At 68.7% G+C, this 26,229-nt stretch carries 23 protein-coding genes and 1 pseudogene; 13 read left to right on the top strand and 11 right to left on the bottom strand.

The window, feature by feature from the left end:
* Positions 1–154: 154 nt before the first annotated feature.
* From CS1GBM4_RS12815 to tssH, 5 genes are all read left to right on the top strand, one after another.
* Positions 155–640: a type VI secretion system tube protein Hcp gene (locus CS1GBM4_RS12815; RefSeq protein ID WP_186419118.1), complete on the top strand. Its 486-nt coding sequence runs from the start codon at positions 155–157 to the stop codon at positions 638–640.
* Positions 641–775: 135 nt separating this feature from the next.
* Positions 776–1,324, top strand: coding sequence for a GPW/gp25 family protein (locus tag CS1GBM4_RS12810; RefSeq protein ID WP_244607201.1), 549 nt, complete (start codon positions 776–778; stop codon positions 1,322–1,324).
* Between the two features lie 6 nt (positions 1,325–1,330).
* Positions 1,331–3,292 (top strand): type VI secretion system baseplate subunit TssF, encoded by a 1,962-nt coding sequence (gene tssF, locus CS1GBM4_RS12805; protein ID WP_186419117.1) that lies wholly within the window; start codon positions 1,331–1,333, stop codon positions 3,290–3,292.
* The gene (tssG, locus tag CS1GBM4_RS12800; protein ID WP_348522324.1) at positions 3,289–4,377 is read left to right on the top strand and encodes a type VI secretion system baseplate subunit TssG; all 1,089 of its coding nucleotides are present in this window, start codon (positions 3,289–3,291) and stop codon (positions 4,375–4,377) included. Before tssF ends, tssG begins: the two co-directional genes overlap by 4 nt.
* A 9-nt stretch (positions 4,378–4,386) precedes the next feature.
* Entirely contained in the window at positions 4,387–7,071 is a 2,685-nt protein-coding gene (gene tssH, locus CS1GBM4_RS12795) for a type VI secretion system ATPase TssH (RefSeq protein WP_186419116.1), read from the top strand.
* 61 nt (positions 7,072–7,132) lie between these two features.
* Here the strand turns inward: tssH and CS1GBM4_RS12790 are convergent, their stop codons facing one another.
* A complete protein-coding gene (locus CS1GBM4_RS12790) occupies positions 7,133–7,918 on the bottom strand; it encodes a hypothetical protein (RefSeq protein WP_186419115.1) in 786 nt (261 codons plus the stop codon).
* A 224-nt stretch (positions 7,919–8,142) separates the two neighbouring features.
* On the opposite strand from CS1GBM4_RS12790, the gene CS1GBM4_RS24755 reads away from it, so the two are divergent.
* Positions 8,143–9,465: a peptidoglycan DD-metalloendopeptidase family protein gene (locus tag CS1GBM4_RS24755; protein ID WP_186419114.1), complete on the top strand. Its 1,323-nt coding sequence runs from the start codon at positions 8,143–8,145 to the stop codon at positions 9,463–9,465.
* Positions 9,466–9,473: 8 nt separating this feature from the next.
* Here the strand turns inward: CS1GBM4_RS24755 and CS1GBM4_RS12780 are convergent, their stop codons facing one another.
* Together CS1GBM4_RS12780 and CS1GBM4_RS12775 are read right to left on the bottom strand one after the other, a co-directional pair.
* Entirely contained in the window at positions 9,474–9,848 is a 375-nt protein-coding gene (locus tag CS1GBM4_RS12780; protein WP_186419113.1) for a nuclear transport factor 2 family protein, read from the bottom strand.
* A 57-nt stretch (positions 9,849–9,905) separates the two neighbouring features.
* Entirely contained in the window at positions 9,906–10,067 is a 162-nt protein-coding gene (locus tag CS1GBM4_RS12775) for a hypothetical protein (protein WP_186419112.1), read from the bottom strand.
* 265 nt (positions 10,068–10,332) lie between these two features.
* Here CS1GBM4_RS12775 and CS1GBM4_RS12770 point away from each other — a divergent pair, with 265 nt between their 5' ends.
* The 3 genes from CS1GBM4_RS12770 to cysN are packed head-to-tail and all read left to right on the top strand — an operon-like array spanning position 10,333 to position 13,693.
* Positions 10,333–11,166 (top strand): phosphoadenylyl-sulfate reductase, encoded by an 834-nt coding sequence (locus CS1GBM4_RS12770; protein WP_186419111.1) that lies wholly within the window; start codon positions 10,333–10,335, stop codon positions 11,164–11,166.
* Positions 11,163–12,065 (top strand): sulfate adenylyltransferase subunit CysD, encoded by a 903-nt coding sequence (cysD, locus tag CS1GBM4_RS12765; protein WP_244607200.1) that lies wholly within the window; start codon positions 11,163–11,165, stop codon positions 12,063–12,065. Before CS1GBM4_RS12770 ends, cysD begins: the two co-directional genes overlap by 4 nt.
* A complete protein-coding gene (gene cysN / locus CS1GBM4_RS12760) occupies positions 12,065–13,693 on the top strand; it encodes a sulfate adenylyltransferase subunit CysN (protein WP_186419109.1) in 1,629 nt (542 codons plus the stop codon). Before cysD ends, cysN begins: the two co-directional genes overlap by 1 nt.
* A gap of 47 nt (positions 13,694–13,740) precedes the next feature.
* Here the strand turns inward: cysN and CS1GBM4_RS12755 are convergent, their stop codons facing one another.
* From CS1GBM4_RS12755 to CS1GBM4_RS12725, 7 genes are all read right to left on the bottom strand, one after another.
* Positions 13,741–14,394, bottom strand: coding sequence for an EF-hand domain-containing protein (locus CS1GBM4_RS12755; protein WP_186419108.1), 654 nt, complete (start codon positions 14,392–14,394; stop codon positions 13,741–13,743).
* 177 nt (positions 14,395–14,571) lie between these two features.
* On the bottom strand, positions 14,572–15,003 hold the full coding sequence (locus tag CS1GBM4_RS12750) for a RidA family protein (protein ID WP_186419107.1): 432 nt from the start codon (positions 15,001–15,003) through the stop codon (positions 14,572–14,574).
* A gap of 23 nt (positions 15,004–15,026) precedes the next feature.
* On the bottom strand, positions 15,027–16,673 hold the full coding sequence (locus CS1GBM4_RS12745) for an AMP-binding protein (RefSeq protein WP_186419106.1): 1,647 nt from the start codon (positions 16,671–16,673) through the stop codon (positions 15,027–15,029).
* Positions 16,674–16,750: 77 nt separating this feature from the next.
* The gene (locus tag CS1GBM4_RS12740; protein WP_186419105.1) at positions 16,751–17,911 is read right to left on the bottom strand and encodes an acyl-CoA dehydrogenase family protein; all 1,161 of its coding nucleotides are present in this window, start codon (positions 17,909–17,911) and stop codon (positions 16,751–16,753) included.
* Between the two features lies 1 nt (position 17,912).
* Positions 17,913–18,746, bottom strand: a complete 834-nt coding sequence (locus CS1GBM4_RS12735) for an enoyl-CoA hydratase family protein (protein ID WP_186419104.1) — start codon at positions 18,744–18,746, stop codon at positions 17,913–17,915.
* Positions 18,743–19,288: a MarR family transcriptional regulator gene (locus CS1GBM4_RS12730; protein WP_186419103.1), complete on the bottom strand. Its 546-nt coding sequence runs from the start codon at positions 19,286–19,288 to the stop codon at positions 18,743–18,745. Before CS1GBM4_RS12730 ends, CS1GBM4_RS12735 begins: the two co-directional genes overlap by 4 nt.
* 2 nt (positions 19,289–19,290) lie before the next feature.
* On the bottom strand, positions 19,291–20,052 hold the full coding sequence (locus CS1GBM4_RS12725) for an SDR family oxidoreductase (RefSeq protein ID WP_186419102.1): 762 nt from the start codon (positions 20,050–20,052) through the stop codon (positions 19,291–19,293).
* A 227-nt stretch (positions 20,053–20,279) separates the two neighbouring features.
* Here CS1GBM4_RS12725 and CS1GBM4_RS12720 point away from each other — a divergent pair, with 227 nt between their 5' ends.
* The 4 genes from CS1GBM4_RS12720 (at position 20,280) to CS1GBM4_RS12705 (ending at position 25,471) form a co-directional block, all read left to right on the top strand.
* Positions 20,280–22,643, top strand: coding sequence for a bifunctional salicylyl-CoA 5-hydroxylase/oxidoreductase (locus CS1GBM4_RS12720; protein ID WP_186419101.1), 2,364 nt, complete (start codon positions 20,280–20,282; stop codon positions 22,641–22,643).
* Between the two features lie 27 nt (positions 22,644–22,670).
* Positions 22,671–23,009 (top strand): hypothetical protein, encoded by a 339-nt coding sequence (locus CS1GBM4_RS12715; RefSeq protein ID WP_186419100.1) that lies wholly within the window; start codon positions 22,671–22,673, stop codon positions 23,007–23,009.
* Positions 23,010–23,138: 129 nt separating this feature from the next.
* Positions 23,139–24,089: a ring-cleaving dioxygenase gene (locus CS1GBM4_RS12710; protein ID WP_186419099.1), complete on the top strand. Its 951-nt coding sequence runs from the start codon at positions 23,139–23,141 to the stop codon at positions 24,087–24,089.
* A gap of 248 nt (positions 24,090–24,337) precedes the next feature.
* On the top strand, positions 24,338–25,471 hold the full coding sequence (locus CS1GBM4_RS12705; protein WP_244607199.1) for a tlde1 domain-containing protein: 1,134 nt from the start codon (positions 24,338–24,340) through the stop codon (positions 25,469–25,471).
* A gap of 429 nt (positions 25,472–25,900) precedes the next feature.
* On the opposite strand, the pseudogene CS1GBM4_RS12700 reads toward CS1GBM4_RS12705, so the two are convergent.
* Positions 25,901–26,229, bottom strand: a pseudogene (locus CS1GBM4_RS12700) (hypothetical protein); the annotation flags it as partial.

Below are 26,229 nucleotides of genomic sequence, written 5' to 3'. Positions count from 1 at the left end.
CTCGGAGCGCGCCTCCCGCGCGCAGAGCATCCAGGACGATAGTTAGCCCTGCGCCGACCGCGCCGGGAGAGTGGCGACGCATGGGGTGCTCTCCAGGCGACGCGAGTTCTATGCCTAAATTCCCCCTTCACCATTCAAACCATCGGAGAGCGCTATGGCTAGCGACTTCCTGCTCGAGATCGACGGGATCAAGGGCGAAAGCAACGACCACAAGCACAAGGGCACGATCGAGATCGAGTCCTTCTCCTGGGGCGTCAGCAACTCCGGCTCGCATGCGTCCGGCTCGGGCGGCGGCGCCGGCAAGGCGAGCTTCCAGGACCTGCACTGCACGGCCAACGTCAATAAGGCCTCGGCGACCTTGATGCTGAAATGCTCCACCGGCGAGCACATCAAGAAGGCCGTCCTGTGGGTGCGCAAGCAGGGCAAGGACCAGCAGGAGTTCTACAAGGTCACGATGGAGGACCTGCTGGTGTCGAGCTACCAGTCGGGCGACTCGACCGGCGGCAACCCGGTTCCGACCGACCAGTTCTCGCTGAACTTCGCCAAGATCAAGTTCGAGTACAAGCCTCAGAAGCAGGACGGGACGCTGGATTCGGCCGTCACCGGCTCCTGGGATCTGAAGGAGAACAAGACCTTCTGATCTGCTCCGGCTCCGGCGCCGCGGGCAAGGTCCAGCGGCGCCGGGCCCGGTTCGGTCGGCACGGACTCCCGCGCGGTCGCGGCAGCGATCGCAGGGAGTCCATCGCTTTGGACAAGGCCGGTTCGGGAAACGCGCATGATCGATCCCAAGGTCAAGAACCGCTTGCGTCCGCCGCTGATGTTCGCCTTCCGCGAGGCGCACCGCAGCAAGGACGCCAGGGCCCATCTGGATCTGCGCGATGCCGGCGGCGAGCGCGTCATCGCCGGGCGGCGGGCGGCCTCCCGTTCCGCCATCACCGAGAGCAAGCTGCGCCAGGAAATCGCCATCGACCTCGAGGCCCTGGTCAACACCATCAACTTCGGCTCGTCGACCGATCTGTCGCGCTTCGAGCACGTTCGCCACTCCGTGCTCAATCACGGCTTTCCGGACATCCAGAACAAGTCGATCGACGAGCATCGCGTCGGCTCGATCAAGGACGAGCTGGCGCAGGTCCTGCTCGCCTACGAGCCGCGCCTGCTCAAGCAATCGGTGGTGGTCGAGCGCGACGAGAGCCTGGACAGGGCCGAACTGAAGATCCGCTTCCTCGTTCGGGCCGACCTGAACTGCGAGCCGCTCAATATTCCCGTGCAGTTCGTCGCCGATGTCGAGCTCGATACCGGCAAGATCGCGATCAAGAATCGATAGGGTTTCATGAACCAGGAATTCCTCGACTTCTACAATCGCGAACTCCGGCTCTTCACCGAGCACACGAAGGAGTTCGCGGAGGAATATCCGGGGATCGCCGAGCGCCTCGGCGGGCTCGTCGGCGAGCGCATGGATCCCATGGTCGCGGGGCTTCTCGAAGGCGCGGCCTTCCTCGCCGCGCGCGTCCAGCTCAAGCTGAAGCACGAGTTTCCCGAGTTCACCAACAACCTGCTCGAGCAGCTCATCCCGAACTATCTGGCGCCGACGCCGTCGGCGCTGCTCGCCGGGATCACGCCGCCTTACGGCGACCCGGCCCTGCGCGACGGCGTCGAGGTGCCGCGCGGCTCCTATCTCGACGCGACCTATGTCGAGCGCGACCGCCGTGTCGCCTGCCGCTATCGGCTGGGCTCGGCCGTGACGCTCTGGCCGTTCGACGTCGCCGCGGCCGAATATATCGCCACGCCGGGGTCCCTGCAGGCGCTGGGGCTTCCTGTCGACGGGCGGGTGCTGTCCGGGCTGCGCCTGTCGCTGACGCATCGCGTCGCCAGCGACCCGGCAGAGGAGCCGTCGCCGGAGCAGGCGAAGAAGCTGCCGACGAGTTGGTTTGCCGGCTGCAGGACGCGCGAGCTCACCGTGCATCTGCTCGGCGCCGAGGCGGATGCGATCGCGCTCTACGAGCAGATCTTCGGCGACTGCCTCGGCGTCCATTTCCGCTATCTCGACGAGTTCGGCGATCCCGTCGTGCTGTCGGGCGCGGATTGCCCGCTGGAGCAGATCGGCTTCGCCGAGGAGGATGCCCTCCTGCCGGCCGACACCCGGATCTTCCGCGGCTTCGATCTGCTGCGCGAGCAGTTCTGGTTCCCGCGCAAGTTCCTCGGCTTCAGGCTGGCCGGCCTCGACAGGGTGATGTCGCGGCTCAAGGCCAAGACGGTCGACATCGTCTTCGTCTTCGACGAGCTGAACGCGCGCCTGCCGGCGGCCGTCCGTCCCGAGATGTTCGCGCTCTACGCCGCCCCCGCGGTCAATCTGTTCGAGAAGACCACCGACCGCATCCCGGTCCGCCGGAACGAGCACGAATACCATGTCGTGCCGGATCGCAGCCGCATGCTCGACTACGAGCCGCACTCGATCCTGGAGGTCTACGCCCACTATACCGGCGGGCGCGACAAGCAGCCGGTCCATCCGCTCTATTCGTCGCCCGAGGGTGCGTCGCCGACGCATGGCCTGCTCTACACGCAGCGACGCCTGCCGCGGCGGCGCTCCGCCTCGGAACGGCGCGAGGGGCGGGCCTCCGACTATACCGGCACCGAGATGTTCATCTCGCTCTACGAGCCGGCGACGGTCGCCGATGCCGCCTCGGTGGCGGAGCTGAGCGTTCGCGCGCTCTGCTCCAACCGGCACCTCACCGAGCATCTGCCGACCGGCGTCGGCGGCGCTGATTTCCGCCTGATCGACAATGTCGTGCTCGACGTGGCCTGCCTCTCCGGGCCGACGCCGCCGCGCGAGCCGATCGTATCGCAGCTCAGGCTCCGCTCCGAGACGGCGAGCACCGGCGTGGTCACCTGGCGGCTGATCAACATGCTCAGCCTCAACCATCTCGGCCTGGTCCAGCGTGGCGCCGGCGAGAATGCCGAGGCCCTGCGCGAAATGCTCTCGCTTTTCGCCGATCTCGCCGACAGCGCCACCGAGCGGCGCATCCGCGGCATCAAGAGCGTCGACAGCCGCCCCGTCGTCCGGCGCTTCCCGCAACGGGCCGGAACGGGTGCGGCCCGCGGGCTGGAGATCACCGTTCTGCTCGACGAGAAGGCGTTCGAGGGCAGCGGCGTCTTCCTGCTCGGCGCCGTGCTCGATCGCTTCTTCGCCGAATACGCGGCGATGAACCATTTCACCCAGACGGTGATCCGCACCGTCGAGCGCGGCGAGGTGATGCGCTTTCCGCCGCGCGCCGGCACGAGGCGCATCCTGTGAGCGAGACCGCGCCATCCCTGCCGCCGCCCGCCGCGCTGGACGATCTGCGCGTCGAGCCGCCCTTCGTCGAGGCGCTGCGGGCCGAGCCCTGGCGCCATGACTTCTATGCGGTGCTGCGGCGGATCGAGCGCAGCTTTCCGGAGCGCGAGCGCATCGGCGACGTCGCCGCCCGGCGCGACGAATATGTCGCGCTCGGCGAGCAGGCCTATATGGACTTTCCCGCCTCGACCATCGCCGAGGCGGATCGCGACGCGCAGGGGCGCCTGCGTCTCTTCGTCAAGTTCCTTGGCCTGCTCGGCCCGCAGGGCGCCTTGCCGCTGGCGACGACCGAGGAGACCTATCACTGGCAGTTGCTGCGCGACGACGCCTTCCCGCGCTTCCTCGACATCTTCAACAACCGCTTCCTCCAGCTCTTCTTCCGGGCCTGGGCCGATGCGCGGCCGGTGGCGCAGCACGACCGGCCGGACAGGGACCGCTTCATCGCCTATGTCGGCAGCATGGCCGGGCTGGGCTCCAGGCCGTACCAGAACCGCGACAGCATCCCCGATCCGGAGAAGCTCGCCCATGCCGGGCTCGCCGGCGCCCAGGCCAAATCCGCCTCGCGGCTGCGCAGCCTGCTCGCCGGCCTCTTCGACATCGAGGTCGAGGTCGAGCAGTTCGTCGGCATGCGGCTGGTCTTCGACCCGGAGGACCGGACCAGGCTCGGCCGCGGCCAGTGCAGCCTCGGCGGCAACGCCTTGCTCGGGGCCAGCGTCTACAGCGTCGAGGACAAGTTCAGGGTCAAGCTCGTCGCGCGCGACCTCGAGCAGTTCAACCGCTTCCTGCCGAACGGCGACCGCTGCGAGCCTTTGGCCGACGCCGTGTTCTTCTATCTCGGCGAGCAGTTCGAATGGGATGTCGAGCTCGCCCTGCCCGTCGGCAAGGTCCGGCCGATGCAGCTCGGCCGTTCCGGCGCGCTCGGCTGGTCGGGCTGGCTGTCGCCGAACTGGGACGTGCCGGACGGCACGCTGCGTCGCGACGCCCGCTTCCATCCCGCCGAACGCATGCGGCTGAAGCGCAGCCGGCAGACACAGAAGAAGCGATAGGAGGCAGCCATGGCCGACATCAGTCTCGAAGCCGTCACCGGCAAGCTCAACCGCGTCGGCTATGAAGCCTTCATCCAGGCCCTGCGCCAGGCCAAGGGCGCCGGCAACCGCAATGTCGAGCTGGCGCACTGGCTCGCCCAGATCCTGCAGCGGCGCTCGACCGATATCGGGCTGACGGCGCAGCATTACGGCCTCGACATGGCCCGGCTCGCCAGCGATATCGGCGGCGTCATCGAGGGCTTCCGCAAGAACGAGACCGAGATGCCCGGCGTCGCCAACAACGTCGTCGACCTGCTCGATCGCGGCTGGCACTACGCCACCCTGTTCTTCGGCGAGACCCAGATCAGGACCGGCCATGTCCTGGTGGCGGCGCTGAAATCGCTCGAGCTGAAGCGCGCACTGCTCGCGATCTCCAGGGAGTTCGGCAAGATCCCGGTCGAGGAGATCGCCGCCGGCTACGCGAAGATCTGGAAGGATTCCGAGGAGGAGAATCTGCGGCCGATGGACGGCTCGGGCCTGCGGGCTGCCGGCACGCCCGGCGCCGAGCAGGCGGAAGGGGCGAAGGGCACCACCGCGCTCGACCGCTTCTCGCAGGACCTCACCGAGAAGGCCCGCTCGGGCACGATGGACCCGATCCTCGGCCGCGACGACGAGATCCGCCAGGTCATCGACGTGCTGATGCGCCGGCGCCAGAACAACCCGATCCTCACCGGCGAGGCCGGCGTCGGCAAGACGGCGGTGGCCGAAGGCTTCGCTCAGCGCGTCGTCGCCGGCGACGTGCCGCCGCCGCTGCGCGGGGTCAAGGTCTGCGCGCTCGACATCGGCCTGATGCAGGCCGGAGCCTCCATGAAGGGCGAGTTCGAGCAGCGCCTGCGCTCGGTGATCGACGAGGTCCAGTCCTCGCCGACGCCGGTGATCCTGTTCATCGACGAAGCGCATACCCTGATCGGCGCCGGCGGCCAAGCCGGCACCGGCGACGCTGCCAATCTGCTGAAGCCCGCTCTGGCCCGCGGCACGCTGCGCACCATCGCCGCGACCACCTGGTCCGAATACCGGCAGTATTTCGAGAAGGACCCGGCGCTGACCCGGCGCTTCCAGCCGGTCCAGATCGACGAGCCGGACGTGGTCCGCTGCTGCACCATGCTGCGCGGGCTGATCGGGCCGATGGAGACGCACCACAAGGTCCGCATCTCGGACGCCGCCATCGTCGCCGCCGTGCAGCTCTCGCATCGCTACATTCCGGCGCGGCAGCTGCCCGACAAGGCGGTGAGCCTGCTCGACACCGCCTGCGCCCGCGTCGCGATCAGCCAGACGGCGACGCCGGCGGCGATCGAGGATGCGCGCGTCGCCATCGCCGCGCTGGAGAAGGAGAAGGCGGCGCTCACCGCCGACAAGGATCTCGGCGACGCGACCGACGAGCGCCTCGCCGCGATCGAGGCGGAGAGCGCCGGGCTGACGGCGAAGCTGGAGGCGCTCGAGGCCGACTGGGCCTCCGAGCTCGCGCTCGTCGAGGAGATCACGCTGCTGCGCGGCAAGCTCGGCGAGACGCCGCCGAGCGAGGCGGCTTCTGCCGATGGCGAAGCGCCGGCCGAGGCACCCGCCGATCCCGAGGCGACGCGCGCCAGCCTGCGCGAGAAATTCGACACGCTCGGCGCGATCGACCCGGCCAACCGGATGATCTACGCCCATGTCGACGATCAATCGGTCGCCTCCGTCGTCTCCGACTGGACCGGCATCCCGGTCGGCCGCATGGTCAAGGACGAGATCGAGACCGTGCTCAACCTCGCCGAGACGCTGAACCGGCGCGTCGTCGGGCAGGGGCACGGCATCGGCATGATCGCCAAGCGCATCGAGACCAGCCGCGCCAGGCTCGACAACCCGAACAAGCCGATCGGCGTCTTCATGCTCTGCGGCCCCTCCGGCGTCGGCAAGACCGAGACGGCCCTGGCGCTGGCGGAATCGCTCTATGGCGGCGAGCAGAACGTCATCACCATCAACATGAGCGAGTTCCAGGAGGCGCACACCGTCTCGACGCTGAAGGGCGCGCCTCCCGGCTATGTCGGCTATGGCGAGGGCGGCAGGCTGACCGAGGCCGTGCGCCGCAAGCCCTATTCGGTGGTGCTGCTCGACGAGGTCGAGAAGGCCCATCCCGACGTGCACGAATTGTTCTTCCAGGTCTTCGACAAGGGCCAGATGGAGGACGGCACCGGCCGGCGCATCGACTTCAAGAACACGCTGATCATCCTGACCTCTAATGTCGGCACCGACGAGATCATGCGCATGGCCGGCGACGAGGCGAGCCGGCCCGATCCGGAGGAGCTCGCCGTCGCGCTGCGGCCGGCGCTGCTCAAGGTCTTCCCGCCCGCGCTGATCGGGCGCCTGGTGACGATCCCGTACTATCCGCTCTCCGGCGAGATGCTCGGCGGCATCGTGCGCCTGCAGCTCGGCCGCATCGGCAAGCGCCTGCGCGAGAACCACAACGCCGCCTTCACCTATGACGATGCCGTGGTCGAGCACATCGTCGCGCAGTGCAACGACCCGGATTCGGGCGGACGCATGATCGACAACATCATCACAAACTCGATGCTGCCGGCCCTGTCGCGCAGCATCCTCAACCTGCAATTGGAGAAGAGGCCGCTGACCGAGGCGAGGGTGACGGTGGAGGACGGCGCCTTCCGCTACGCCTGCGATTGAGTTCGGCTCGTCGGAGCAGCCGTGCCTCGTGAGCCTTGCCGCGACCCGGGCGCTGTCCGTGTCAGTAGCTGTCGAGCATGTGCTCGACATCGTCGACCGTGATCATGCGCTTGGCCAGGTCGCCCGCGGCCGTGTTGGGGTATTGCCTGGCGAGGTCCTTGAACAGGCGCAGCGCGTCGCGGAACTGCCTGGTCTTCACATAGGTCCTGATGATGTAGGCCTTGAACTGATCCGCCGCCCGGCCTTGCGCCGCGAAATCCCAGATGCGTGTGCCTTCGCTGTCCATATGGAACTTGTCGCTGAACGGGTAGGCGGTGACGGTGTCGCCCTCATAGCTCCACGTGTCGAGCGGCTGGACGTTGACGGCGCCGATGGTGGGGACGTTGAAGAAGGAGGCGACCCGCTGCAGGTAGCGCAGCCCTTGTCCGTTCTTGTTGCCGGTGAAGGTGCCGGGTACGGCGTCGGAGCGGCGCGGGCTTTGCGGATTGGCGCCGGGCTTCAGCACGTCCGTCTCGCTGGCGATGCCGCAGCCATGGATCTCCAGACGCGCCAGCGGGGTGAACACGCTGCGCAGATCGGCATAGTCCAGGGCGATCAGGGTGTAGTTCCACAGGCCCGGGAAATAGAAGACGCCGCTGTTGCCATGCGACATGATCCGCATGATCGCGACGCGATCGTTGCCGACCACCGATCGGACCGCATCGACCACCTGCCGCGGCGTCGACTTGTGATAGGCCCCGACCTGCCGGAACGGCAGCGTCGCGCCATGCGCCATCTTCCTTTTGAAGTTGGCTTCGAACTCCGGATAGGAGCTGTTGTACATGTGAACGGCGATATCGGCCGCCATGGCGCCAACTCCCGCTGGGAGGTTGCACGAAGTTCGGGCGAGGTAGGCATTCTGGCGTGGAGGCAGCCCATCGCCGCGAGTGCCGCAGGGGAACTGCCGAGCCGCAGCTTAGCGCGGCGTGGATCGCTGCCAAGCGTTGTTTGCGCTATACTTGCGATCTGTCGTTTGGCTGAGGGCGAGCCGGGCGTGCGCGGATGCCGTCGGCCGGGATCAGGAGAGAAAGCGTGCAACCGGTTCGCCTGAAGCGACGGCCCGACGAGGCCACGGCTGCGACCGCGCTCCAGCCGGAGAGCGAAAAGCCGCGTCGTCCGCGCAGCGGCGGGCGGCCCGGCAGTGGACGCGGCGCGATCTTGCCCTGGACATGCGCGACGCTGGCGTTCGTCGGCCTCGGCGTGACCGCCTATTTCCTCTACCAGGAGAAGGGCCGCGTCGCTGCCCTGCAACAGGAGCAGGCGATCCTGCAGAGCAGCTATGACGAGAAGCTCAAGGCGCTGCAGCGCCGCCTCGTCAGCGCCATCGTCGCCTCGGGCAATTCGCCCGGCCTGCCGGCTCAGCCGGGGCAGCCCGGCGAGGCCGGCAAGGCGGGCGATCAGCTCGCCGACCTGATCACGCGGCAGATCGAACTGGAGGCGCGGCAGGCCCTCCTTGGCGCGCTCACCGGCCAGGCGGTCGGGCCGATCCTGCCGCAGGGCGGTGCCCAGGCGCCGGGCGGCACGCAGTTCGCCGACGGTCAGAACATCCTCGACCGGGTCAACCCGGCCGTGCTGGCGCAGCAGCGCCGTCAGGTCGCGGCGGCGGTCAAGGCGAGCGAGACCATGTCGCTCGACCAGCGCATCGCCGTGCTCGGCCAATCGCTCGACCGGGTGCAGAACGGCCAGAGCCAGCAGCTCTCGGCACTCGGCCGTCAGCTTGTCGGGCGGGTGCAGGAGGTGAGGGCGGCGCTGGCCGAGATCGGGCTCGATCCCGCCAGGGTCAAGCTGCCGCCGGGCCGCCCCGGCATGGGCGGGCCGCTGGTGCCGATGACCGTGGCGCTCAAGCCGGGGACGTTCGAGCACGCGCTGATGCAGCTGGGCGAGGCGCGCTCCGTCTTCGGCCGCTGGCGCGATCTGGCCGCCATCGTGCCGTTTCAGCGCCCGCTCGAGGGCGACGACACCACCACCAGCAATTTCGGGCCGCGCGCCGATCCGTTCACCGGCGGAACCGCCATGCATGCCGGCATGGACTTCCGTGGCGAGACCGGCACGCCGGTGCGCGCAGCCGGGGCGGGAAAGGTGCTGCGCGCCGAGGTCGCGGGCGGCTACGGCAACCTGGTCGAGCTCGACCACGGCAACGGCATCACCACGCGCTATGGCCACCTCTCGGCCTTCGACGTCAAGGAAGGCCAGATCGTCGCCGCCGGGCAGGTCATCGGACGCGTCGGCTCGACCGGGCGCTCGACCGGGCCGCATCTGCACTACGAGACGCGCCTGGCGGACGAGGCGCGCAATCCGCTGAAGTTCATCCAGATCGGCGAAAAGCTTGCCGTCGGCCCGAGCGGCCTGCGCTGACCGGCCGCCTATTCGACCAGCTGCCAGGCGCTTCCGGTGTCGTAGAAGAAGCGTTCCTCGGCGATGCGGTCGCCCTGCCAGCGCTGAAAGGCGAGCTCTTCCAGCCGCCGCGTCACGCCGGCCTTGTCGGTCGCGTCGAAGATCCAGCGGATGACGACGTGATCGCCGTCGACCAGGACCGCGACGGGCGGATGGGTATGCATCTTCTCCAGCCGCGCAAGGGCACGCGCCTCGTGCGCCATCAGCGCTTCGCGCCCGCGGCGTGGCGCGTTGGCGTTCTCCTGCATGGTGGCGTCGTCGGCATAGAAGTCGCGGATGGCGCCGACATGGTCGCCGCTGACGACGGCGGCGACGAAGGCATCGACTCTGGCGCGCTCTGGCATGATCTGCTCCATCTGTCAGGCCGGGATGGAGCAGGAATTCGCCATTTGCAACAGCGGTCAACCGCGGCGTTGCTTGGGGGCGCCAGCCTTCACCGGAGTCTGCGGCGCGACGGGATCGCTGGCCGGAAACGTGTCCTTCAGCGCCTTGTCGAGCTGCTTCTCGGCGGAGCCACCCGCCTTCTTCTCGTCCCTGCGTTGTTCGCGCTGTTCCTTGCGCAAGCTCTCGACTGCCTGGTTCGCGGAATGTGCCATGAGCTTCCCCTGTTGCCCTGCAGGGTCTCCCTGCGTCTCCGGTCAACGCGGCCGAACGAGCGAAGGTTCCTGCGCGCCCGGGCGAGTGAGGGGGCGGCTTCGGCCGAGACGGACGGAAGGATATTCTCCATCTCTCCCGAAATTGAAAATTTCACACTATGCAATGTAAATTGATCGGGGACCGTTCTGCTTATATGTGAATTGTTCGATTTGCAGAACGCCAGAGTGTCCGATGGTGCAGCGAGTATCGACCGGCGGGCGTCGCGCCGGGCCGCTCGCGTCAGGTTCGTCCGCGCAGAGCAAGCCAATTCTCCATTTGCAGGAACAGGCTGAAACCATCGGCGCCGCGTTCGGAACGTCGGAATCCGCGGAGCGCCTCTCCGGCCTGGCCGAACGGATTCCCGGCCGTCTGGTGTTCACCAGCAGCTTCGGCCTCGAAGACCAGATCGTCACCCATCTCATCGCCACCGGGAAACTGCCGATCGAGATCGTCACGCTCGATACGGGGCGGCTTTTCGGCAAGGTCCATACGCTCTGGGCTGAAACCGAGAGGCGCTACGGCATCGCGATCACGCCGTTCTACCCGCGCCACGATGCCGTCGAAGCCTTCGTCCGCGGCCATGGCATCGACGGCTTCTACGACTCCATCGCGGCGCGCAAGGCCTGTTGCCATGCCCGCAAGGTCGAGCCGCTCGGCCGGGCCCTCGCGGGCGCCGCCGCCTGGATCACCGGCCTGCGCGCCGAGCAGTCGGCCGCGCGCGGGGATCTCATGCTCGCCGAGGTGGACCGGGAGCGCGGCCTGATCAAGGTCAATCCGCTGTTCGACTGGTCCCGCGAGCGGGCGCTCGCCTTCGCCCGCGAGAACGATGTGCCGCTCAACCCGCTGCACGAGAGAGGCTTTCTCTCCATCGGTTGCCAGCCCTGCACCCGCGCTGTCCGGCCGGGCGAGCCGGAGCGGGCCGGGCGCTGGTGGTGGGAAGACGAGGCCGCCAAGGAATGCGGCCTGCATGTCGGCCCGGATGGCCGGCTGGTGCGGTCCAAGCCGGCCGCGGAGGTCATGGCGTGATCCAGCTCAGTCATCTGCAGAAGCTCGAAGCCGAGGCGATCTTCATCATCCGCGAGGTCGTCGCGACCTGCGAGAGGCCCGTGCTGCTCTATTCGATCGGAAAGGACTCGGCCGTCCTGCTGCACCTCGCGATGAAGGCCTTTCATCCCGGCAAGCCGCCATTCCCGCTGCTCCATGTCGATACGACCTGGAAGTTCAGGGAGATGATCGCCTTCCGCGACGAGACCGTCCGCCGGCTCGGGCTCGACCTGATCGTGCATGTCAACGAGAAGGGGTTGCGCGCCGGCGTCAATCCCTTCGCCTCCGGCTCGCGCCTGCATACCGACGTGATGAAGACGCAGGGGCTGAAGCAGGCGCTCGACAACTACGGCTTCGACGCCGCTTTCGGCGGAGCCCGGCGCGACGAGGAGAAGAGCCGGGCCAAGGAGCGCGTCTTCTCGCTGCGCTCGGCCCAGCATCGCTGGGATCCGAAGAACCAGCGGCCCGAGCCCTGGCGGCTGTTCAACACGCGCAAGGGGCCCGGCGAGAGCTTCCGCGTCTTCCCGCTGTCGAACTGGACCGAGAAGGATGTCTGGGACTACATCGCGCTCGAGAACATCCCGGTCGTGCCGCTCTATTTCGCGGCGAGGCGTCCCGTCGTGCGCCGCAACGGCGCCTGGATCATGCGCGACGACGAGCGCATGGCGCTCCTGCCCGGCGAGGTCGTCGAGACGAAGCTGGTCCGCTTCCGCACGCTCGGCTGCTATCCGCTGACCGGGGCGGTCGAGAGCGAGGCCGCGAGCCTGACCGACATCATCGCCGAGATGCGGGCGTCGCGCTCCTCTGAGCGCGAGGGGCGCGTCATCGACCATGACGGCTCCGGCTCGATGGAGCAGAAGAAGCAGGAAGGCTATTTCTGATGGCGGCGCTCGCGAAGCTGAAGGGCCAGCCCGCTCGGGCCGGCCAGCCGCAACCTGCCAACGATCAGGGCCGCAATGCCGAGGGCAGCGCCCGCGCGCTGTTGCGCTTCATCACTTGCGGCTCCGTCGACGACGGCAAGTCGACGCTGATCGGCCGCATCCTCTACGAGGCCGGCGCGGTCTTCGACGACCAGCTCACCGCCCTCGATTCGGACTCCCGCAAATTCGGGACGCAAGGCGCTGCGCCCGACTTCGCCCTGCTGGTCGACGGGCTCTCGGCCGAGCGCGAGCAAGGCATCACCATCGACGTCGCCTATCGCTATTTCTCGACCGACAAGCGCAGCTTCATCGTCGCCGACACGCCCGGCCACGAGCAGTATACCCGCAACATGGCGACCGGCGCCTCGACCGCCGATCTCGCCATCATCCTGATCGACGCGCGCAAGGGCCTGCTGCCGCAGACCCGCCGGCACTCCTTCATCGTCTCGCTGGTCGGCGTCCGTCATGTCGTCGTCGCCGTCAACAAGATGGACCTCGTCGGCTATGACGAGGCGGTCTTCCGGCGGATCGAACAGGATTATCGCGAGGCGGTCGCAGGCCTCGGCTTCGCCAGCATCGACTTCGTCCCGGTCTCGGCCCGCGACGGGCAGAACGTCACCAGCCCCTCGAGCCTGACGCCCTGGTATCGCGGGCCGGCGCTGCTGCCCCTGCTCGAAGCCGCGGTGGTGGTCGCCGAGGCGCAGGACGACACCGGCTTCGCTCTTCCGGTGCAATGGGTCAACCGGCCCGATCTCGATTTCCGCGGCTTTGCCGGCACGGTCGCGCGCGGGCGCCTGCGGGTCGGCGATGCGATTGCGGCGCTGCCCTCCGGCCGCCGCAGCACGATCGCCCGGATCCTCGCGCCGTCCGGCGAGGTCTCGCAGGCGAGCGCGGGTCAGGCGGTGACGGTGACCTTGACGGAGGAGATCGACGTCTCGCGCGGCGACGTCATCGCCTCGCTCGCGCATGCGCCGGTCGTCCGCACGGACGTGCAGGCGCGCCTGCTCTGGACCGGCGAGGCGGCGCTGCGGGAGGGCGGCGAATTCATCCTCAAGCTCGCCACCGCCACCGCCAATGCCCGCATCGTCCGGCTGCATCACAGCGTCGACATCGAGAGCTATGCCGAGGCGCCGGCCGAGAGCCTGGCGATGAACGGCATCGGCCTGGCGACGCTGACGCTCGACCGGCCGCTCGCAATGCTCGACTATGCGCGCAGCCGCGAGCTCGGCGGCTTCATCCTGATCGACAGGCTGTCGAACCAGACCGTCGCCTTCGGCTTCGTCGAGACGCGTCCCAAGGCATCTAACGATCGTTCGGCGGCGGAGGCCGGTGCGGCCCGGCGCACGGTGTTGCGCCTCGTCGGCTGGCGCGATGGACAGGAGCGGCGCGCCTGGTTCGAGGCGGCGAGCTGGCGTCTGGCGAGCGGTTTCTTGGTCGTCGCCGCGGTGGCGCTGCCGACGGGTCAGTGGGGTCTCGCCGCTGCGCTGGGGTTTGGCGATGTCGTGCTGCGGCCGCTGCTGAGAGGCCTGCATGCCAGGTTCTGGGCGAGGAAGGCACCGTCTGCGCTCTATGACGGGGCGGGGATCTGAAGAGCGCCGGACGGCCTTCTGCCGGCCCGGCGTTGCGCAAGCGGTGGCTAGGCCGCCTGGGAATAGGTCGCGCCGGACGGTGACCCGGCTCCGAGCCGGAACGTCTGGCCATAGGCGTCCGACGCGCCGCTGATCTCGGCCGGCGGCGGTGGCGGAGGCGGCCGGTGCGCGGCCCGATCCTCCATCTGCTTCCTGAAGTCGGCCATCTCCTCCTTGGAGATCTTGCCGTCCTTGTCCGCGTCCATCGCGGCGAAGAGCCGGCCGAGCAGGCCGTTCGAGCCGTCGCCATCCGGCGCGACGGCCTTCAGGAATTCCTCCCTGGCCACGCTGCCGTCGGAATCGGCGTCGAGCTTGGCGAAGTAATTCTTGTCCTCGCCATCCTTGGCGTCGGCCTTGGTCGCCGTCGTGGCGTTCGCCGAATCCGACTGGAGCATCAGCAGGAGGGCCTGCATCTGCTGGTCGGCCTTGTCGAGATTTGCTCGGAAGGCGTCCGATTCCGCCTTGCTGACCGCTCCGTCCTGGTCGGCATCCATTGCCTTGAACAGCTTCTCGGTTCTTGCGCTGTCGGCGCCTTTCGGCGCGCCGGCAGCGAATTCATCGAGGCTGAGTGCCCCGTCGCCGTTGCCGTCGAGCTTGTCGAAGCCCGGTGGCTTTCCGGGCGGTGGCGGGCGAAAGCCGCCGAGCCCGTTGATGCTCGTCATGAGATACTCCTGTTCACGCACCGCCCGTCGAGGGGCGGCGCCGTCGAGTATCGTGGCTAATTCTTGGTAAACTCCTAGCGCGCGTTCCGTTCGATCCGACGACCCGAAACCGTGCCCTGCGAGGATGAGGGCGATCTTGCGAGCAGGCCGGCCTGCCGGCCGCGCCGGAGCCGGCGCTCAGCCCGCCAGAACGGCCGTCGCCTCGATCTCGACCATCGCCTCGGGCTCGACCAGGGCGGCGACGGCGACCACCGCCATGGCCGGGAAATGCCGGCCGAAATTGGCCCGGTAGGTCGGGCCGAGAGCGGCCAGGCTGTCGCGATAGGCCTGGATGTCGGTGACGTACCAGGTCAGCCGCACGATGTCCTCGACCCGGCCTCCGCCCGCCTCGACCACCGCCTTGATGTTGGCGAGCGTCTGGCCGACCTGCGCGACGAAGCTCTTGGCGAAGACGCCGTCGACGTCCCAGCCGACGAGGCCGCCGGTCATCAGCACCTTGCCTTCGGCGAGCATGCCGTTGGCGTAGCCGCGCGGTTGCGGCCAGCCTTCCGGCAGGACGGCGCGGATGTGGCGCGGAGCGAAATCGGAGGGCGGCGAGCCGCTGGTCATGGCATGGTCTCTCTCGAATGTCGTCAGGAAGCCGTGGTCGCTTCCTGGCGCGCGATCTCGCGCAGGGCGAAGCGCTGCAGCTTCCCGGTAGAGGTCTTCGGCAGGGTTGTCACGAAAGCGATCGCACGCGGATATTTGTACGGCGCGATGGTCGCCTTGACGTGGTCCTGCAATGCCTTGATCAGGGCGGTGTCGCCGGTGAAGCCCTCGCGCAGCAGCACATAGGCCTTCACGATCTGGCCGCGCTCGGGGCATGGTGCTCCGACCACGCCGCATTCCGCCACCGCCTCATGCGTCAGCAGGCAGGCCTCGACCTCCGGTCCGGCGATGTTGTAGCCGGCCGAGACGATCATGTCGTCGGAACGGGCCTGGTACCAGAAATAGCCGTCGCCATCGCGCAGATAGGTGTCGCCCGTGACGTTCCAGCCATCGAGCACGTATTTAGCCTGGCGCGGATCGGCGAGATAGCGGCATCCCGTCGGGCCGCGCACCGCGAGACGCCCGGGCGTTCCGTCGGGCACCTCATTGCCGGTCTCGTCGATGATCCTGGCCTCGTAGCCGGGCACGGGCAGCCCGGTGGAGCCGGGCCGGATCCGGTCACGCGGCGCCCCGATGAAGATGTGCAGCATCTCCGTCGCTCCGATTCCGTCCATCAGCGCGATCCCGGTGGCCGCCTGCCAGGCGTCGAAGGTCGCCTTCGGAAGTGTCTCGCCGGCCGAGACGCAGATGCGCAGCGAGGACAGGTCGCGCTCGCCGATCCTGCCGAGGATGGCGCGATAGGCGGTCGGCGCCGTGAAGCAGACGCTGGCGCGATAGCGCTCGATCGCTTCCGCGAGATCGGGCGGCGAGGCCTTCGCCGGCAGCACGCAGGCCGCGCCGATCCGCAACGGGAAGAGCACGATGCCGCCGAGCCCGAAGGTGAAGGCGAGGGGCGGCGAGCCGATGAAACGATCGTCGGGCGATGCCTTCAGCACGCGCGCGCCATAAGTGTCGCAGATCGCCAGCAGGTCGCGCTGGAAATGCATGGTGCCCTTGGGCTCGCCGGTCGTGCCCGAGGTGAAGGCGATCAGGCAGACATCGTCCTGGGCCGTGTCAGCCGGTTCGAAAGCCTCGTAGCCGGGCTTCTCCATCAGCGCTTCGAGGGCGCCGTCGCCCCATGTCACGACGGTCGAAAGTTCCGGCACAAGCCGTTGAGCCGCCGCGAGTTCGCCGACCAGCGGAGCATCGCAGAGCGCCAGCGCGATCTTCGCCTTGCGGATCGGATAGGCGAGCTCGCCGGCGCGCAGCATCGGCATGGTCGCGACCACGATTCCGCCCGCCTTGAGCACGGCGAGATAGGCGGCGACCATCATCGGCGTGTTGGCGGCGCGCAGCAGGACGCGATTGCCGGGCACCAGGCCGAGATCGCGGGTCAGCACATTGGCGATGCGGTTCACCCTCTCGGCGAGCGCCGCATAGCTCCAGACACCCGCCGGCGAAATCACCGCATCGCGCCCGCCATGCCCCTCCGCGACATGGCGATCGACGAAGTCGGTGACGACGTTGAGCCGTTCCGGATAGTTCAGCCCGGCGGCTGCGAGGTCGAGGCGCGGCCAGGTTTCGCGCGGCGGCAGGTTGTCCCGCGCGAACGTGTCCACATGTCCCGACCGCAAGAGATCTGCGGTACCCATCTCGTTCCCCTGCTTATTCTTTCGGGCATGTTCTTGCCGCAAAACCGGTTCCCGCTTTTGCGGAACATGCTCGCGCCTTACTTCAGCAGGTCGCGCGCGATCACGACCTTCTGCACCTCGCTGGCGCCCTCGTAGATCCTCAGCGCCCTGATCTCGCGGTAGAGCTCCTCGACCTTGACCCCGCGGGTGACGCCGAGCCCGCCATGGATCTGCACGGCGCGGTCGATCACCTTCTGCGCGTTCTCGGTCGCGACCAGCTTGGCCAGCGCCGCCTCGCGGGTGACGCGGGCCGCGCCCCGATCCTTGGTCCAGGCGGCGCGGTAGACCAGCAGCGCTGCGGCGTCGACCTCGGCGGCGCTGTCGGCGATTGCCGCCTGCGAGAGCTGGAGGTCGCCCAGCGTGCCGCCGAAGAGCTTGCGGCCCTTCGCATGCGAGACGGTCTCGTGCAGCGCCCGGCGGGCGAAGCCGAGCGCGGCGGCGCCGACCGTCGAGCGGAAGATGTCGAGCGTCGCCATCGCGACCTTGAAGCCGTCGCCGGCGCCGCCGATGCGGTTGGCGGCGGGGATGAGGCAGCCCTCGAAGCGCAGCGTCGCGAGCGGGTGCGGCGCGATCACGTCGATGCGCTCGGCGATCGAGAGCCCGGGCGTATCGGCCTCGACCAGATAGGCGGAGAGGCCGCGCGCCCCGGGCGCCTCGCCCGAGCGGGCGAAGACGACGTAATGATCGGCGATCCCGCCATTCGAGATCCAGCTCTTCTCGCCATCGATCCGGACATGGCTGTTGCCGTCGGGCGTCGCTGTGGTCGCCATGGCGGCGACGTCGGAGCCGGCCTCCTTCTCCGACAGGGCGAAGGCGGCGATCCGTTCGCCGCGTGCCACCGCCGGCAGGATGCGCGCCTTCATATCCGGCGAGCCGGCGACGCTGATCGCGCCCGTTCCCAGCCCCTGCATGGCGAAGGCGAAATCGGCGAGCCCGTCGCGCGCGGCCAGGATCTCGCGGGCGAGGCAGAGCGTGCGCACGTCGAGCGCGGCATGCAGCCCGCCATGCTGCGCCGGGACCGCGGCCCTGAGGAAGCCGGCTTCGCCCAGTGCCTTCACCCGCGCCCTGCAAGCCTGGTCCACATCGTCATGCGGCAGCGAGGGCAGGGTCGCGTCGGCCCAGGCCACCAGCCGCTCGGCGAAATCGCGGTGGTGCGCCTCGAAGAAGGGCCAGTCGAGCGTGTCGCCGAGCAACGCCATGTCAATTGCCCTCGAACACCGGTTTCCGCTTCTCGGCGAAGGCGTGATAGGCGCGGGCGAAATCCTCGGTCTGCATGCACAGCGCCTGCGCCACCGCCTCGGCCTCGATCGCCGCCTCGACCGACATCGCCCATTCCATCTCGAGCATCCGCTTGGTCATGGCGTTGGCGAAGGTCGGCCCGTCGGCGAGCTCGGCGGCGAGCGCTTGCGCCTCCGTGAGCACGCCGTCGCGGGCGACGAGGCGGTTCAGGAAGCCCCAGCGCTCGGCCTCGTCGCCCCTGAGCACCCGGCCGGTATAGAGCAGTTCGGCGGCGCGCCCCTGTCCGACGATGCGCGGCAGCATCGCGCAGGCGCCCATGTCGCAGCCGGCGAGGCCGACGCGGTTGAACAGGAAGGCGATCTTCGTTTCCGCCGTGCCGAGCCGCAGATCCGAAGCCATGGCGATGATCGCCCCGGCGCCGGCGCAGATGCCGTCGATCGCGGCGATCACCGGCTGCGGGCAGGCGCGCATGGTCTTGACCAGCTCGCCGGTCATCCGGGTGAATTTCAGGAGGTCCCGGGTCTCCATCGCGACCAGCGGCCCGATGATCTCGAAGACGTCGCCGCCCGAGGAGAAATTGCCGCCGGCGCCGGTCACCACGATCGCCTTGACCTCCTCCTCCTTCTGCGCGGCGAGGAAGAAATCGGTCAGCTCGCGATAGCTCTCGAAAGTCAGCGGGTTCTTCTTCTCCGGCCGGTTCAGCGTCACGGTCGCGACCTTGCCGGCGACCGTGAGCTGGAAGTGCCGCGGCGTGAAGCCGGAAAGCGGCAGGGTGACCGGGTTCGCGCTCGTCATTCGTCGTCTCCCGCCGTGGCCGGCGTGCCGTTCTGCCGCTTGCCGATGGCCTGGTGCAGCGAGGCCTTGGTCTGCCCGAGCAGCCGGAAGAGCTGGCCGATCTCGGCTGCTCCCAGCCCGGCGAAGAGCTCGGCGATCCAGCCCTCGTGGCGCTCCGCCATCGCCCTGAAGGCGCGCCGGCCCTGGGCCGTCAACGTCAGCACCTGCACGCGCCGGTCCTGCGCAGCCGGGCGCTTGTCGACCAGCCCGTCGGCGAGGAGGCCGGCGACCACAGCGGTGACGTTGCCGTTGGAGACCATCAAGCGCTGCGAAACCTCGCCGACCGTCATGCCGGTGGTCGACTTCTCGAGCTGCGCCATCAGGTCGAAGCGCGGCAGCGTGGTCTTGAACTCCTCGCGCAGGCGGGTGCGGATCTCGCTCTCGATCAGCGTCGAGCAGGTCAGCATCCGCAGCCACAGCCTGAGCTCGTCCTTGTGGTCGCCCGGACGTTCGCTCGCCTTGGTCTCGCGGTCGAGCAGCGGGGCACTGGACGGGATCTCCATCGTCAGAACTCCCCGCCGTTGATCAGGATGGACTGGCCGGTGATGCCGCGGCTCTGCGGCCCGCAGAGATTGACGACGGCGGCCGCGACCTCCTCCGGCGTGATCAGGCGATGCTGCGGATTGTCCCTGGTCAGCTGCATCAGCGCCTCCTCGCGGGTCTTCCCGGTCTTGGCGGCGATCGTCGTCAGGCTGCCGGCGACCATGTCGGTGTCGGTGTAGCCCGGGCAGACGGCGTTGACCGTGACGCCGCTCCGCGCCGTCTCCAGCGCCAGCGAGCGCACCAGGCCGACCACGGCATGCTTGGCGGCAGCATAGGCCGAGACATAGGCATAGCCGCGATGGCCCGCCGTCGAGGCGATCGCGATCAGGCGGCCGGAGCCGCGCTCGACCATGGCGGGCAAAGCGGGCCGGAAGCAGTTCACCGCGCCGATCAGGTTGATCTCGACCATGCGCCGGAACAGCGCCGCGTCGCTGCGCTGGAAGCTCGCGCTCTCGGCCGCGCCGGCATTGGCGACGACGATGTCGAACGGCCGGCTCGCCGCGAGCCCGGCCATCGCCTCGCTCACCGCCGTTTCGTCGGTCACGTCGACGGGATGGGCGGCATCGGCCGCGCCGGCGAGCACGGCCTTCTGCAGGATCGCGTCATTGCGGCCGATGATCGAGACCCGGGCGCCGGCCTCGCGGAGAGCGGAAGCGATGGCGCGGCCGATGCCGCGTCCGCCGCCGCTCACCAGCGCATGCTGTCCCGCCAGAACCGATCCCATGCCGCCGTCTCCTCTTGCGGCAAATATATTTTAGGTCTGAAACATTTTGCAAGGGCAGGGCGCGGGGTTTATAAGGCCGCAGAAAATATATAGCAATGTCAGCTGTTTACTTGCGTCATCCGCCTTGTCTCAGGGCATTGGTGCGCCCGATGCCGTGGCCGCGACGCCATGGGCTTGAGTCAAAATTATTTCAGGCTTAAAATGATTTCGCTAGCAGGGAGGGTGTCATGCGCATTGCGGTGGTGGGCGGCGGGCCTGCGGGGCTCTATTACGCCCTGTTGATGAAGCGGGATTGGCCGTCGCTCGACATCACCGTCTTCGAGCGCAATCGCCCCGACGACACCTTCGGCTTCGGCGTCGTCTTCTCCGACCAGACGCTCGACCTGTTCAGGGCGGCCGACCTGCCGAGCTACGAGGCGATCGTCGCGAGCTTCGCCTATTGGGACGATATCGAGATCCATTTCAAAGGCACGGTGCGCCGTGTGCCGGGCAACGGCTTCTGCGGCTGCTCGCGCCGCACGCTCCTGATGCTGCTGCAGGAGCGGGCCCGCCAGGTCGGCGTCGAGCTCGTGTTCTCGCAGGAGATCGAGGACATCGCCGCGATGAAGCGCGATTACGACCTCGTCGTCGGCGCGGACGGCATCAACAGCCGCATCCGCGAGGGCGATCGCGACCGCTTCGCGCCGCAGGTCGACCTCCGGCCGAACCGCTTCGTCTGGATGGGCTCGACCCGGCCCTTCGACGCCTTCACCTTCTTCTTCCGCGAGACCGAGCACGGCGTCTTCATCGCCCATTGCTACCAGTACGAGGCCGGGCAATCGACCTGGGTGCTGGAGACCGATCCGGAAACCTTCGCCCGCGCCGGGCTGGAGGGCATGGACGAGGCCGCCACGGTCGCCTACCTCGAACAGGTCTTCGCCGAGGAGCTGCAGGGCCACAGGCTGATCACCAACCGCTCGCTGTGGCGCCAGTTCCCGATGATCCGCTGCCGCAACTGGGTGGTCGACAATGTCGTCCTGCTCGGCGACGCCAAGGCGACGGCGCATTTCTCGATCGGCTCCGGCACCAAGCTCGCGATGGAGGATTCGATCGCGCTGCACCGCGCCTTCCGCCGCACCGGGCTCGATGTCGCCGCCGCGCTCGCCGTTTTCGAGACCGGCCGGCGCGAGGAGGTCGAGAAGACCCAGCACGCCGCCGACGTCTCGCTGGTCTGGTTCGAGCAGCTCGAGCGCTTCTGGCATTTCGAGCCGCTGCGCTTCGCCTTCGGGTTGATGACCCGCTCCAAGGCGATCACCTACGACAACCTCGCTCTGCGCGCGCCCGAGTTCGTCGCGGCGATCGACAGGCTGGTCGCCGACGAGCTCGGCGCCGATCAGGTGTCGCGCCGCGACGGCTCGCCGGTGCCGCCCGCCTTCCAGCCTTTCGCCCTGCGCGAGATGCGGCTGGCGAACCGGTTCGTCGTCTCGCCGATGTGTCAGTATTCGGCGCATGATGGCCTGCCCGGCGATTGGCACCTGATGCATTATGGCGCGCGTGCCGTCGGCGGAGCGGGGCTGGTCTTCACCGAGATGACCTGCGTCTCGGCCGATGCCCGCATCACGCCGGGTTGCGCCGGCCTCTACAACGACGAACAGGAAGCGGCCTGGAAGCGCATCGTCGATTTCGTCCACGCCCACTCGGCGGCCAGGATCTGCCTCCAGCTCGGCCATGCCGGACGCAAGGGCGCGAGCAAGCTGATGTGGGAGGGCATGGACCGTCCGCTCGAGGCCGGCGCCTGGCCGATCGTCTCGGCCTCGCCCTTGCCCTATTACCCCGACAGCCAGGTGCCGCGCGCGATCGACCGCGCCGACATGGACCGGATCAAGGCCGATTTCGTCGCGGCGGCGCAGCGTGGCCTGCGCGCCGGCTTCGACATGCTCGAGCTCCACTGCGCCCATGGCTATCTGCTCGCGAGCTTCCTCTCGCCGCTGACCAACCAGCGCACGGACGCGTATGGCGGCTCGCTCGCCAATCGCCTGCGCTATCCGCTCGAGGTCTTCGCCGCGCTGCGCGAGATCTGGCCGGCCGGCAAGCCGATGTCGGTGCGCATCTCGGCGACGGACTGGCAGGAGGGCGGCATCGGCGCCGAGGACTCGGTTGCGATCGCGGAGGCCTTTGCCCAGGCCGGCTGCGACCTCGTCGACGTCTCGACCGGCCAGACCACGCCGGCGGCGAGGCCGGTCTACGGCCGCATGTTCCAGACCCCGTTCTCCGACCGCATCCGCAACGAGGCCGGGATCGCGACGATGTGCGTCGGCGCCATCACCTCGGCAGATCAGGCCAACACCATCGTCGCCGCCGGCCGGGCCGATCTCGTCGCGCTCGGGCGGCCGCATCTGGCCGATCCCTCCTTCGTGTTGCGGGCGGCCGCCTGGTATGGCGCCGATGTCGCGCAGCCGGTGCAGTACCAGCCCGGCAAGGACCAGCTCATGCGCAACACGCCGCGCGAGCGCGAGGAACTCCAGGAGCTCAAGCTGAAGGCCAAGCCGAGCCGGCATGGCGGCCCGCCGGCCGATGCGACGACTGAGCCAGCGGCGCGAGCGGCGGAATAAGCGGGAACCCGATCTCGCGGCAGCGGGTTGATCTCCGAACTCATTGATCAAGTTCGGAGATCAATCATGTCCCCCAGGACGACGCTGCTTGCCTTGCTGACGACGCTTGCGCTGACGACAGTGGCCGCAGCGCAGACGCCGCAGACCAACAAACCATCGGACAATTCCGGCGTCGGCCCCAGGACCACGCATCCGAGCCAGGTCGATAGGGGCCAGAACATGATCCTGCCTTCGGCCGGACAATCCGGCCCGTCCGCGGCGCCGACCATGGTCTATGACTGCAAGAACAAGCCGCAGGATTGCACGACGCCGCCTGCTGCCGCGGACAAGAGCAGCGCGCCGAAGCAATCCACGCCGGAGCGGTGAGCCTGACAATTGCACCGCCGCAATCAAGGCATGGCTCTCCGCCGTCTTCATGGCGCCTCCGCAACGCCCATCTGTGAGCGATCGATCGCAGCGCATCTCGGCGATCCGAGATCGGAAGGGGCTCGCGCCATGCAACTCACCGGAATCCACCACGTCACCGCCATCACTGCCCAGGCGGCACAGAACCGACGCTTCTATGTCGGGACGCTGGGCCTTCGCCTGGTCAAGAAGACGGTGAACCAGGACGACACCTCGGCCTACCACCTGTTCTACGCCGATGGCGCCGGCTCGCCCGGCACCGATTTGACCTTCTTCGACTGGCCGGCGGCTCCGGCAAGGCGCGGCACGCATTCCATCACCCGGACCTCGCTCCGGGTGGCGGGCGAGGCCTCGCTGGACTATTGGCGCCAGCGGCTGACGGCGGCCGGCGTCGCCGTCTCGGAGACGCGCCTGCTCAACGGCCGCGCGGCGCTCGATTTCGAGGATCCGGAGGGCCAGCGCCTGACGCTCGTCGTCGATGGCGGCACGATCCCCTTCGTCGCCTGGGAGCGCAGCACGGTTCCGGCCGAGCACCAGATCCGCGGCCTCGGCCCGGTGACGATCTCGGTTCCGCAGATCGAGCGGACCGAGCTCGTGCTGACCAAGCTGCTCGGGCTGGAGCGCATCGCGGATTATCGCGATCCGGCCCATGCCGGCGGCGACATCCATGTCTTCCGGATCGGCGAGGGTGGTCCGGCCGCCGAACTCAACGTCGCGGTCGAGCCCGGCCTCGCCCCGGCGCGCGAAGGCGCCGGCGGCGTCCACCATCTCGCCCTGCGCACGCCGAGCTTCGGCGAATACGACGCCTGGGCCGAGCGGCTGCGCGCCTCGGGCTATCCGAACAGCGGACCGGTCGACCGCTTCTACTTCCGCTCGCTCTATCTGCGCGAGCCGAACGGCGTGCTGATCGAGATCGCCAGCGACGGCCCGGGCTTCGCCACCGACGAGCCGCTCGAGACCATGGGCGAGGGGCTCTCGCTGCCGCCCTTCCTCGAGCCGAAGCGCGCCGCGATCGAGGCCGGTCTGAAGCCCCTGGCCTGACGAGGCCGGGCCGGCGAAGAGGAGCGCCGCGGCCATCCAGGCCGCGGCGTGATCGGCATCCGGTAAACTTGTTCCGATTCATCGGGAATTAACCAAGCGCGCGCTCAATGGGCTGACGAGGTTGGGGTTTCCCGAGACTGACGACCAGGCCGGAACGGTCTGCCCGCCACGCATTCGAGCGTGCCGGCGAGACGGATACGGCGCTGCGCCTGAACGGGATGCCTGCGTGGTGTCCCGAGGCGTTGCGTATGCGTTGCTCAAACAAGTTTGCCGGCTACTCCTATAGCCTGAAGCGTCAGCGTCGTAGCCCCTTCATCCGTCTCGGTGTGCTGGTGGCCCTTGCCGGCGTCACGATGGCGGGATTGTCGAGCTGGGCCGGCCGCCAGGGCGAGCCGGCGGAGGACGCAAGCATCACGGCTTCGAGAAAGCCGCCGCGAGCCCTGCCGCCGACGACGCTCGCCGCCGATACGTCGACGCCGCTGCTCCGGCCCGGCTATGTCGCCGGCTATGTCGCGCAGTCCTTCGCGGCCAGCGCGCCGCTTCCCGGCCGCTTCCAGTCGGCGGTTCCAACCCGGCAAGTAGCGGTCGCGGATCCCGAGGTCACCGGATCGATCGCACCGTCCGACCCCGTCGGGCAGAGCGCGGCGACGACGACGGTCGCGCTGCCGCCCCCGGCCGAGCCGCCGCGGATCGCACTGATTGCTCCGCGTCCGGTCCCGCGCCCGGCAGATCTGAAGTTGCCGGCTCCGCCCGAGCCGCGCCTCGCGGCGCGCGCGACCTCGCGCCAAGGCAAGGACGTGGTCGCCAAAGCCGAGCCTGCGGCCGACAATCGCAACTTCTTCGAGAAGCTCTTCGGCGTGAACGCCAATGCGCCGCAGAGCTCCGGCGAACGTCTCGCCTATGCGGCGCCGCAGGACGACATCACCCAGCGCAGCGGCCGCGGCAGCGGGCTGACGGTCGCGCCGGCGCCCGCGCCGATGGCGTCCATGCCGGCCGCCGGCAGCAAGACGGCGGTGTACGACATCAGCGCCCGCACCGTCTATCTGCCCAATGGCGAGCGGCTGGAGGCCAATTCCGGCCTCGGCGACAAGATGAACGACATCCGCTTCGTCCATGTCCGCATGCAGGGCCCGACGCCGCCGCATGTCTACGATCTGACCGAGCGCGAGGCCCTGTTCCACGGCGTGCGCGCCATCCGCATGCATCCCGTCGGCGGCAGCGGCAGGATCTTCGGCCGCGCCGGCCTGCTGGTGCACAATTACCTGCTCGGCCCGCGTGGCGATTCGAATGGCTGCGTCTCGGTCAAGGACTATGACCGCTTCCTGCAGGCCTTCCTGCGCGGCGAGGTCAAGCGGCTCGTCGTCGTGGCCGGGCGGAGCTGACGCGCGCCGCCTGCCTTGCCTCCGTCCCGGCCCGGCTGATCTGATCGGCGCATGTCGAGCTTGCCCCTCTCGCTGCGTGTCTGCTCGCACTGTCCGCGCCGGCGCCGCCACCGGCATTAGCCGGCCCGGCCGGCGCCGAAGTCCGATTCGGCGGCGATGTCCGCATCGGCGGGCACGAGGCTTCGAAGCAGCGCTTCGACCGCCGGAACCGCGCCTTGTATCGCCTCCATGAAGGCCGGCCGCGCAATCGCGGTTGGCGTCTGGCGCGGCGATGGCCGGGGGCGGACGGGCCAGGATCCGCGATCTGTTGCGCAGCAGACGGCGCCGGCGCACGAAAAAGGGGCAGCGTGAGCTGCCCCCGACCATTTCAACGCCAGTGGTGCGCGGGGGCGTGGGGTTTGTTCCGAGCCCTGCAACGCAGGTCCTGCGTCAGAACTCCTCCCAGCCCGCGTCGCCGCCGCGGCCATTGGCGACCTTGCGTGGCGGAATCTGAACCGGGGCGGGCACGGCCCGCTCGCGGCGCGGCGCGGGCTGCCGCTGCGCGAAGGCCGCCTCCGCCAGGTTCCGCAGCCGCTCCGGCTCGGACTGGCCGGTCGGCTCGGATGCCGGCTGGCGCGACGCGACAGTGGCACTCTCGCTGGTGCGGAATCCGGCGACGAGGGCGTTGAGTTCGGCGATCTTGCCCGACAGCGCGCCGGCGCTGGCGGCGCTCTGTTCGGCGAGGGCGGCGTTGGCCTGGGTCATCTCGTCCATATGGG

This window comes from Allobosea sp. CS1GBMeth4 (genome assembly GCF_900185715.1).
Taxonomy (GTDB): domain Bacteria; phylum Pseudomonadota; class Alphaproteobacteria; order Rhizobiales; family Beijerinckiaceae; genus Allobosea.
Note: the sequence above shows the minus strand (reverse complement) of the source record. Positions and strands in the feature narration are given on the sequence as shown.

Excerpts from the sequence above, each read along its gene's own strand:
- CS1GBM4_RS12740 (WP_186419105.1), bottom strand. The coding sequence starts at position 17,911 with ATGGCGTTGCTCGGCGACACGCTCGACTGGCCCTTCTTCGAGGCGCAC.
- tssH (WP_186419116.1), top strand. The coding sequence starts at position 4,387 with ATGGCCGACATCAGTCTCGAAGCCGTCACCGGCAAGCTCAACCGCGTC.
- CS1GBM4_RS12720 (WP_186419101.1), top strand. The coding sequence starts at position 20,280 with ATGCGCATTGCGGTGGTGGGCGGCGGGCCTGCGGGGCTCTATTACGCC.
- CS1GBM4_RS12780 (WP_186419113.1), bottom strand. The coding sequence starts at position 9,848 with ATGCCAGAGCGCGCCAGAGTCGATGCCTTCGTCGCCGCCGTCGTCAGC.
- CS1GBM4_RS12770 (WP_186419111.1), top strand. The coding sequence starts at position 10,333 with ATGGTGCAGCGAGTATCGACCGGCGGGCGTCGCGCCGGGCCGCTCGCG.
- tssF (WP_186419117.1), top strand. The coding sequence starts at position 1,331 with ATGAACCAGGAATTCCTCGACTTCTACAATCGCGAACTCCGGCTCTTC.
- CS1GBM4_RS12725 (WP_186419102.1), bottom strand. The coding sequence starts at position 20,052 with ATGGGATCGGTTCTGGCGGGACAGCATGCGCTGGTGAGCGGCGGCGGA.
- CS1GBM4_RS12705 (WP_244607199.1), top strand. The coding sequence starts at position 24,338 with ATGCGTTGCTCAAACAAGTTTGCCGGCTACTCCTATAGCCTGAAGCGT.
- CS1GBM4_RS12815 (WP_186419118.1), top strand. The coding sequence starts at position 155 with ATGGCTAGCGACTTCCTGCTCGAGATCGACGGGATCAAGGGCGAAAGC.
- CS1GBM4_RS12750 (WP_186419107.1), bottom strand. The coding sequence starts at position 15,003 with ATGACCAGCGGCTCGCCGCCCTCCGATTTCGCTCCGCGCCACATCCGC.
- cysN (WP_186419109.1), top strand. The coding sequence starts at position 12,065 with ATGGCGGCGCTCGCGAAGCTGAAGGGCCAGCCCGCTCGGGCCGGCCAG.
- CS1GBM4_RS12730 (WP_186419103.1), bottom strand. The coding sequence starts at position 19,288 with ATGGAGATCCCGTCCAGTGCCCCGCTGCTCGACCGCGAGACCAAGGCG.
- CS1GBM4_RS12755 (WP_186419108.1), bottom strand. The coding sequence starts at position 14,394 with ATGACGAGCATCAACGGGCTCGGCGGCTTTCGCCCGCCACCGCCCGGA.
- CS1GBM4_RS12710 (WP_186419099.1), top strand. The coding sequence starts at position 23,139 with ATGCAACTCACCGGAATCCACCACGTCACCGCCATCACTGCCCAGGCG.
- CS1GBM4_RS12810 (WP_244607201.1), top strand. The coding sequence starts at position 776 with ATGATCGATCCCAAGGTCAAGAACCGCTTGCGTCCGCCGCTGATGTTC.
- CS1GBM4_RS12745 (WP_186419106.1), bottom strand. The coding sequence starts at position 16,673 with ATGGGTACCGCAGATCTCTTGCGGTCGGGACATGTGGACACGTTCGCG.
- CS1GBM4_RS12790 (WP_186419115.1), bottom strand. The coding sequence starts at position 7,918 with ATGGCGGCCGATATCGCCGTTCACATGTACAACAGCTCCTATCCGGAG.
- CS1GBM4_RS12735 (WP_186419104.1), bottom strand. The coding sequence starts at position 18,746 with ATGACGAGCGCGAACCCGGTCACCCTGCCGCTTTCCGGCTTCACGCCG.